This window comes from Burkholderia reimsis (assembly GCF_003294055.1).
Lineage (GTDB): Bacteria > Pseudomonadota > Gammaproteobacteria > Burkholderiales > Burkholderiaceae > Burkholderia > Burkholderia cepacia.
On the sequence record NZ_QMFZ01000131.1, the window covers coordinates 1 to 602 of the forward strand.

Here is a 602-nt window from a genome sequence, read left to right on the forward strand (position 1 = left end):
ACGAACATCACCGCACCGAACCTGAACATCGCGGGCAACACCGGGATGGCTGGCGTGGGCAACACGACGGTGTCGGGCGACAACGTGACGGTGGGCACCGGCGGCGACATCGGCGGCGACAACGTGACGGGCCACGCGAACCAGACGTGGACGCAGCAGCCGAACAGCACGGTGGCGGGTAACACGAGCACGAACATCACCGCACCGAACCTGAACATCGCGGGCAACACCGGGATGGCTGGCGTGGGCAACACGACGGTGTCGGGCGACAACGTGACGGTGGGCACCGGCGGCGACATCGGCGGTGACAACGTGACGGGCCACGCGAACCAGACGTGGACGCAGCAGCCGAACAGCACGGTGGCGGGTAACACGAGCACGAACATCACCGCACCGAACCTGAACATCGCGGGCAACACCGGGATGGCGGGCGTGGGCAACACGACGGTGTCGGGCGACAACGTGACGGTGGGCACCGGCGGCGACATCGGCGGCGACAACGTGACGGGCCACGCGAACCAGACGTGGACGCAGCAGCCGAACAGCACGGTGCATGCCAACACCAGCCTCAACCTCACTGCGCCGAACTTGAATCTGTCGGG

General features: G+C 66.9%; 1 pseudogene. It reads left to right on the forward strand.

What is annotated here, in order from left to right:
- Window positions 1–602 (forward strand): annotated as a pseudogene (locus DPV79_RS42990) (hypothetical protein); the annotation flags it as partial.